Source organism: Nocardioides sp. (assembly GCF_031422975.1).
Lineage (GTDB): Bacteria > Actinomycetota > Actinomycetes > Propionibacteriales > Nocardioidaceae > Nocardioides.
In genome coordinates, this window is sequence record NZ_JANPEO010000531.1 from 1 (window position 1) to 7,937 (window position 7,937).

Annotated in this window: 7 protein-coding genes and 1 pseudogene; 7 read left to right on the plus strand and 1 reads right to left on the minus strand. The window is 70.6% G+C overall.

Translation table 11 applies throughout. The features are described 5' to 3' along the window. From RMO85_RS15835 to RMO85_RS15845, 3 genes are all read left to right on the plus strand, one after another. The coding region (locus tag RMO85_RS15835) for a HAMP domain-containing sensor histidine kinase (RefSeq protein ID WP_310529685.1) at positions 1-845 on the plus strand (845 nt) is incomplete at its 5' end. Continuing rightward, positions 842-1,111, plus strand: a complete 270-nt coding sequence (locus tag RMO85_RS15840) for a DUF4031 domain-containing protein (protein WP_310529686.1) — start codon at positions 842-844, stop codon at positions 1,109-1,111. The genes RMO85_RS15835 and RMO85_RS15840, both read left to right, overlap by 4 nt. Positions 1,112-1,133: 22 nt before the next feature. Next, on the plus strand, positions 1,134-2,204 hold the full coding sequence (locus tag RMO85_RS15845; protein ID WP_310529687.1) for a PAS domain-containing sensor histidine kinase: 1,071 nt from the start codon (positions 1,134-1,136) through the stop codon (positions 2,202-2,204). Position 2,205: 1 nt separating this feature from the next. On the opposite strand, the gene RMO85_RS15850 is transcribed toward RMO85_RS15845, so the two are convergent. Then, complete coding sequence (locus RMO85_RS15850) at positions 2,206-2,838, minus strand: LysE family translocator (protein WP_310529688.1); 633 nt, start codon at positions 2,836-2,838, stop codon at positions 2,206-2,208. A 118-nt stretch (positions 2,839-2,956) separates the two neighbouring features. Between RMO85_RS15850 and RMO85_RS15855 the strand changes: the two genes are divergently transcribed. The 4 genes and pseudogenes from RMO85_RS15855 to RMO85_RS15870 all read left to right on the plus strand — a co-directional run. After that, positions 2,957-3,661 (plus strand): response regulator transcription factor, encoded by a 705-nt coding sequence (locus RMO85_RS15855; RefSeq protein WP_310529689.1) that lies wholly within the window; start codon positions 2,957-2,959, stop codon positions 3,659-3,661. Then, complete coding sequence (locus RMO85_RS15860; RefSeq protein ID WP_310529690.1) at positions 3,658-6,297, plus strand: DUF4153 domain-containing protein; 2,640 nt, start codon at positions 3,658-3,660, stop codon at positions 6,295-6,297. The genes RMO85_RS15855 and RMO85_RS15860 overlap by 4 nt, the downstream gene beginning before the upstream one ends. Positions 6,298-6,476: 179 nt before the next feature. Next, positions 6,477-7,574: a phenylalanine--tRNA ligase subunit alpha gene (gene pheS, locus RMO85_RS15865; protein WP_310529691.1), complete on the plus strand. Its 1,098-nt coding sequence runs from the start codon at positions 6,477-6,479 to the stop codon at positions 7,572-7,574. Beyond that, positions 7,574-7,937 (plus strand): annotated as a pseudogene (locus RMO85_RS15870) (phenylalanine--tRNA ligase subunit beta); the annotation flags it as partial. The gene pheS and the pseudogene RMO85_RS15870, both read left to right, overlap by 1 nt.

Sequence of the window (7,937 nt, forward strand, 5' to 3'; positions counted from 1 at the left end):
TCTTCGCGACCGGCCTGGCCCTGGAGCACGAGCGCGGCGTGGCCATCCTCGCCCAGCAGCGAGAGGTCGAGGCCGCGACCTCCGCGGCGCTCGAACGCGAGCGCGAGGCCAACCTGCGGATGCAGACGATGGACCGGGCCAAGAACGAGTTGATCAGCACCATCAGCCACGAGCTGCGCACCCCCCTGACCAGCATCATGGGCTACGTCGAATTGTTGGGGGACGGCACCGACCTGCCGGACGACCATCGCGCCGACATCCTGGCTCGCGTCTCCCGCAACGCCGACCGGCTGCTCGCGCTGGCCAAGGACGTGCTTCGGATCGCGGCCGTCGACCAGCGCGAGTGGGTCCCCGACAAGCAGTCGATCGACCTCCGCCAGTGTGTGCTGGCGGCACAGGACGCGGCGGTCATGCCCGCAGCTCGCGACGATGAGCTGACGGTGTTGATCGAGGTGCCGGACCAGGGCGTACGCGTCCACGCCGACCCGCGGGAGATCGAGCGGGTGGTATTCAACTTCGTCAGCAATGCCATCAAGTTCAGTCCCGGACCGTGCACCGTGCGTGTGTGGCTGACCGTCTCGGACGCGATGGCGCGCATCTCGGTCCAGGACACCGGCCTCGGCATCTCCCGGGACGAGCAGAAGCGGATCTTCGAACGGTTCTTCCGCACCACCGTCGCCCGCCAGCGCGCGGTGCCCGGCACCGGCCTCGGCCTGAGTATCGTCCGCTCGATCGCGGAGGCGCACGGGGGCACTGTCGGCTTCGTGTCGGAGGAGGGTGAGGGCTCGACCTTCTGGGTCGATCTCCCGCTGGCCCAGGGCGACCCAGAGACGGGGCCGCGATGATCATGATCGATCCGCCGGCCGTCGAGCGCTGGGAGCGTAGGTGGTCACACCTGGCCAGCGACGAGTCCTTGGACGAGCTGCACTCGTTCGCGCTCGGCGTCGGGGTGCCCGCGCGCGGGTTCGATCGCGACCACTACGACGTGCCGTCGGAGTGGTACGAGGCGATGCTGGCCGCCGGCGCCGAGGCGGTCAGTTCCCGCGAGCTCGTGACCCGGTTGCGCCGGGCCGGGTTGCGTCGGCCCAAGGCCGCACCGTCCGAGGAGTGAGCGACTGCCCTAGGGTGGGCCGGTGTCCCGCATCGACTCGAGGCCCACGCGGTTGCGGTCGCTGGCCGACCTCTATCCCGACGGGATCGTCGGTGCCACCATCAGCGGCGAGATCACCCTCGTCAACGATCACGCCGCGCGACTGCTGGGCACCACCATCGAGGCGGCCACGGGCGCCCGGGTCGATGCTGTCTTGAAGCTGCAGGACCAGGACGGCCGGAACTGGTGGAGCGTCAACCGGCCCGACCAGAGCATCTCGACCCGCACGGGCATCCCGGAGCAGTCGTGGTTGAACACAGACGGTGAGGAGGTGCTGACCACCGCCCGGCTGGTGCGCGATCGACCGCTGTCGCCGGTGGTCGGCATCGCCATCGGCATCCGCAGTGGACGTGGACGAGCCCGGCTGGACCGGGAACGATCCGACCTGGTCGCCACCGTGGCCCACGAGCTGCGATCACCGCTCACCGGGGTGAAGGGCTTCGTGCAGGCGCTGCTCAACCGCTGGGACAAGCTCACCGACGACCAGCGCAAGCTGATGCTGCACACCGTCAACGCCGATGCCGACCGTCTCGTCCGCCTGATCGCCGAGCTCCTCGACGTCGCCCGGATCGACACCGGCCGACTGCCGCTGTATCCCCGTGGCTCCGACGCGGTGGCGCTCGCCCAGCGCGTCGTCGACTCGGTCGGCGCGGGCACCAGCCGGGAGATCGAGCTGTCGGCAGCCGACGGGCTGCCCGAGATCTTCGCCGACCCCGACAAGTTCACCCAGGTCGTGACCAACCTGGTGGAGAACGCCGTGCGCCATGGCCAGGGGCTGGTGCAGGTCTCGCTGTCGGCTCTGCCGGACGATGCCGCCTATCCGGGCGTGCGCATCTGCGTGGACGACGAGGGCGAAGGCATCCCCAAGGAGATGCGCAACCGCATCTTCACCAAGTTCTGGAAGCACGGTGCCAGCGGCGGGTCCGGCCTCGGCATGTACATCGTCGGCGGGCTGACGCGAGCACACGGGGGTTTCGTCGTGGTGACGGACGCGCCGACGGTCGGCGCCCGCGTCGTCGTCGACTGGCCGTCCGAGGACCTGCGTCCAGGCTGAGTCAGTCGGTCGCCGCGAGAGTCGCGCCCAGCCCGATCATCATCACGCCACCCACGGCGCCCATGGCGTCCAGGCGCTGCGGCTTGCGGGCAAACCAGTCGCGCGCGCGGCTGGCGGCCAGCGCCCAGACCGAGTCGGACACCACAGCCATCACGGCGAAGAGCGCTCCGAGCAGGGCGACCTGTGCCTCGACATGGCCGGCGGCCGTGTTGGTGAACTGCGGCAGGAACGCCACGAAGAAGACAATGGTCTTGGGGTTGGTCGCACCGACGACGAAGCCGGTGCGCAGGGCCGCGCTGGCGCACTCGACATGGCGCTCGCCCAGGGCCATGGCGAGCCGCGCATCACCGCGGTGCCGGATGGCCTGGATGCCCAGCCACACGACCCAGCCGGCTCCGATGATCTTGAGCACGGTGTACGCCGCAGCGCTGGCCGCGACGACCGCACCGAGCCCGAGTGCCACCGCGATGATCTGCGCGAGCAGTCCCAGGGCGTTGCCCAGCACCGAGAGCAGGGCCGCGCGACGACCCACCGTCAGCGCCCGGCCGATGGTGAACAGCAGGCTCGGGCCCGGCACCTGGATGAACAAGATCGAGGCGAGCGCGAAGGCGAGGAGCTGGCTGGTGGTCGGCACCGTCCAAGGGTAGGGCCGTGGCCGACGCTCGAACACCGGATTGTCTCGCGGTGGATCTGCACAGAACCTTCACGCGTCGTCCCCGTCTCCTGCCCACCCGCGCTCCTAGGCTCAGGCCATGAGTGGACAACGGGTGCTGGTCGTGGAGGACGACCGGGTCATCAACGACCAGCTCACCGAGCGACTCCGAGCCGAGGGCTACCTCGTCACCCAGGCCTTCGACGGTCCCTCCGCGGTGGCACTGGCCACCGAGACCGGACCAGCCGTCGTGCTGCTCGACGTGATGCTGCCCGGTTTCGACGGCCACGAGGTGTGCCGAAGGATCCAGGCCGAGCGGCCTGTCCCGGTGCTGATGCTCACGGCCCGCGACGACGAGGCCGACATCCTGGTCGGGCTGGGCGTCGGCGCGGACGACTACCTCACCAAGCCGTTCCGGATGCGGGAGGTCGTGGCCCGGATAGCGGCACTGCTCCGTCGGGTGGACCGCGCCGCCGAGCTGGCGACCTCGACAGATCGGTCACCGCTGGTGCTGGGGGTCATGTGTGTCGACCCCGGACGACGGCGGACGACCATCGGTGACGCCGAGGTGCACCTCACGCCCACCGAGTTCGACCTCCTCGTGTGCCTGGCCCGCGAGCCGGGTCAGGTGCTGACCCGCGAGCGCCTGCTCGCCGAGGTCTGGGGTTGGGGTGAGGCTGCGTTGAACGGCGTTGCGACCAGGACCGTCGACAGCCACGTCAAGGCCTTGCGCCAGAAGGTCGGCGCCGACTGGATCCGCACCGTGCACGGGGTGGGCTACGCCCTCGAGGTGCCCACGTCGTGAGGCTTCTCGACGCGGCCACCAGCATCAAGGTCAAGCTGGGGGCACTGGTGGCGGTGTCGGTCGTCGTCGTCGCGCTGCTCGCGACCCTCGGCACGGCGGCCGGGGTGCCCGTGTGGCTCACCCTCCCGGTGGCCGTCGCGTTGACCCTCGGTGTGACCCAACTGCTGGCAGCGGGCATGGTCGCGCCGCTGCGATCGATGACCGAGGTGGCGCAGCGGATGGCGCGCGGGGACTACTCGGGCCGGGTTCGCACCACCTCGAGCGACGAGGTGGGTCGGCTCGCCGGGGTGTTCAACCAGATGGCCGGCGACCTCGCGCTGGTCGAGGCCGAGCGACGTGACCTGATCGCCACCGTGTCGCACGAGCTGCGGACGCCGCTGGCGGCCATGATCGCCGTGCTGGAGAACCTCGCGGACGGTGTGGTCCCCGCCGACGCCCCGCACCTCCACGGAGCGCTCGCCCAGGCAGAGCGACTCCGCCAGCTCGTCACCGACCTGCTGGAGCTGTCACGGCTCGAGGCCGGCGTGACTCGGCTCCAGCCCGGAGAGATCCCCGTCCGGGCCCTCGTCACCGAGTGCATCGCAGAGGTGTCCTCCGCCGGTCGCACGGGGGAGTTCGACCTTGCCATCGACGACACACTTATCGCCCGCGTCGACGAGGCCCGGCTGCGCCAGCTGCTCATCAACATCCTCGACAACGCAGCGCGTCACGCGCCCACGGGCTCACCCGTGCACGTCGCCGCCGCGCGTACGCCGACCGGTTGGTGGCTCACCGTGGCAGACCGCGGCCCCGGGGTCGCTGCGGACGACCGGGAGCGGGTCTTCCAGCGCTTCGGCACCGATGTCGCCGGCGGCGGCACGGGCCTCGGGCTGGCCGTGGCCCGTTGGGTGGCGCAGCTCCACGGCGGCACCCTGCGCTTCATCGACCCTGCGCCCGACCAGCCCGGCGCCCTGCTCCGACTGGAGCTCCCCGACCTGACCGACCCGCCCACTCCGTCCGAGGTAACCACCGTGACTGCTCCGACCCCGCCGACCGTCGCGCCGCCTCCTTCCGGGCCGCCTCCTTCCGGGCCGGAGGCGTACGTCCCGCTGGCGAGCGGTGTGCCCGCGCCACCGCTCGGGATGGACTCCGTCTTCGGCAGCTTCTGGCCCGAGCGGCCCGGGCTCGCCGGGCTGCGTGTCGTGGTGGCGTGCGCCCTGGTCGGGGTCCTGGCCGGAGCGACCATGACCTTCACCGCGCCGGGGCTGTCATGGGTGCTGGTGCTGTGCGGCGCCGGCTGTGCGGCGTACCTCACCGCGCGGCACCGCCGCAGCGCCTTCACCATCGCCTGCACCGCACTCGCGTCGCTGCTCGTGCTGCCGTTGATGCTCCTCGACGCCACGGGCATCGCGCTGTTGGGCGTCTTCGCCGCGGCCGGGGTGTTCCTGATCGGCGTGACCGATGCCCGCACCCCGGCCGGCTTCCTTCTCGCCGGCATCTCCTGGCCGCTGTCGTCGCTGCGCGGGCTGCCGTGGTTCGGCCGCGCCCTGCGCGTGGTCGGCACCGGCGGCCGGACCCCTGCGGTGGTGCGGACCGTCGTGGTGTCGCTCATCGCGCTTGGCGTGTTCGGCGCGCTCTTCGCCTCCGCCGACGCGCTGTTCGCCACCTGGATCGACGCACTGGTGCCGTCCTTGAGCTTCAACGACCTGGTCACCCGGATCTTCGTCGGCTGCCTGGTCTTCGCCGTCACGCTGGCCGCGGCCTACCTCGCGCTGAACCCGTCGCGCGTGGAACCGGACCGGCGGCCGGTCGACGCGCTCGGCAACCGGTTCGAGTGGCTCATCCCGGTGCTGCTCGTCGACGCCGTCTTCGGGCTGTTCCTCATCGCCCAGGCCACTGCCGTCTTCGGCGACCACGACTACGTCGAGGACACCACCGGCCTGACGTACGCCGACTACGTGCACCAGGGCTTCGGGCAGCTGACAGTCGCCACGCTGCTGACGCTCTTCGTCGTGTGGGCGGCCGCGCGCAAGGTCAAGGACGCGCCGGCGGACCACGTGTGGATGCGGGTCTCGCTCGGGCTGCTGTGCGTGCTGACGCTGATCGTCGTCGGCTCGGCGCTGCACCGGATGAACCTCTACCAGGAGGCGTACGGCTTCACCACCCTGCGCGTGACCGTCGACGTCTTCGAGGGCTGGCTCGGGGTCGTGGTGCTGCTCGTCATGGTGGTCGGTGGACTCGGCCACGGGCGCCGGTTGCCCCGGCTCGCGCTCGTCACCGGCGCCGTCGCCGTGCTCGGGCTCGCCGCGATCAACCCCGACGCCTGGGTGGCGGGGCGCAACATCGACCGCTACGAGGCGAACGGCACGCTGGACATCTACTACCTGCAGAGTCTCTCGGCCGACGCTGCACCTGTGATCGCGAAGCGGCTGCCCGCCGATGCGGCTGCCTGCGCCCTGAGACATCTGCCGGACAACCAGCTCAGTGACGACCACGACGAAGCGCTCGGGTGGAACCTCGGCCGCTCCCGCGCGGAGGGGGCGCTGTCGGGCCTGGACATGGACGGCGTGCAGGCCACGGCGGTGTCGCCGAGAGCGCCGCAGGTCGATCCGTGCGGGTCGATCATCGACGCCTACGCCGCCGGCCCCGAGGGGTAGAGTCGGCGACGTGACCTCGAGTCAGCGATTCCTGTGCCCCGGACCTTGTCTGTGTCCGGGGGCCCGTCGATCTGCCTGATCGACCGCTGGTCCTCTGACGTCGCCGGGTCCGGGGAGAACCCCCGTCCGACCCACTTCTAGAATCGCTGCGTCCTTCCCAGACGCAAGGAAAGGGAGCCATGTCCGGCCCCAACACTGACTACGACCCGGTCGAGGTCACCCCGCTCAAGGCCGAGGAGGTCGAGCGGATGCGCGACGAGGCGATCGCCGCGATCGCCGGTGCCGCCGACCTCGACGCCCTGAAGCAGGTCCGGCTCGACCACGCCGGCGACCGCTCGCCGATCGCCCTGGCCAACCGTGAGATCGGTGCCCTGCCGCCGCAGGCACGCAAGGAGGCCGGTGCCCGCGTGGGCCAGGCCCGAGGCGCGATCAACAAGGCGCTCGGCGAGCGCAGCGACATCCTCGAGGAGGAGCACGAGCGCCGGATGCTGGTCGAGGACAGCGTCGACGTCACACTCCCGACCGATCGCCGCCACCGGGGAGCCCGGCACCCGATCACGACCTTCTCCGAGCGGCTCGCCGACATCTTCCTCGCCATGGGCTGGGACGTCGCAGAGGGACCCTGGGTCGAGGCCGAGTGGCTCAACTTCGACGCCCTCAACATGGGCGCCGACCACCCCGCCCGGACCATGCAGGACACGTTCTGGCTGGAGCCGGCCGAGGCCGCGCTGGTGCTGCGCACCCACACCTCGCCCGTCCAGGCACGGACGATGCTGAGCCAGGAGCCGCCGATCTACGTCGTGTGTCCGGGCCGCGTCTACCGCACCGACGAGGTGGACGCCACGCACTCGCCGGTCTTCCACCAGATCGAGGGCCTGGTCGTCGACAAGGGCATCACCATGGCCCACCTCAAGGGCACGCTCGACCACATGACCACCGCACTGTTCGGCGAGGGCATCACCACCCGCTTCCGGCCGTCCTACTTCCCGTTCACCGAGCCGTCGGCCGAGATGGACATGGTCTGCTTCGTCTGCCGGGGCGTAGACAGTGACGCCTGCCGCACGTGTCGCGGCGAAGGCTGGATCGAGCTCGGCGGCTGCGGCGTGGTGAATCCTCGCGTGCTCACCGCCTGCGGCATCGACTCGGAGGTCTACTCGGGCGTCGCCTTCGGCTTCGGCATCGACCGGATGCTGATGTTCCGGCACAACGTGACAGACCTGCGCGACGTCTTCGAAGGTGACGTCCGCTTCGCCAGTGCGTTCGGGACGGAGATCTGATGAGGGCCCCACTGTCCTGGCTCCGCGAGTACGTCGACCTGCCGGCCGACGTCACGCTGAGCGCACTCACCGACAAGCTGACGATGCTCGGGCTCAAGCTCGAGGCCGTCACCAACCCGGCCGACGCGATCACCGGCCCGCTCGTGCTAGGCCGCGTGCTCACCCTCGCGAAGGAGCCGCAGAAGAACGGCAAGACCATCAACTGGTGCACCGTCGACGTCAGCGACGCCAACGGCACCGGGGAGCCGCAGGGCATCGTCTGCGGCGCGCACAACTTCGTCGAGGATGACCTCGTCGTGGTGTGCCTGCCGGGCGCCGTGCTGCCCGGCGACTTCGAGATCAGCGCACGCAAGACCTACGGCC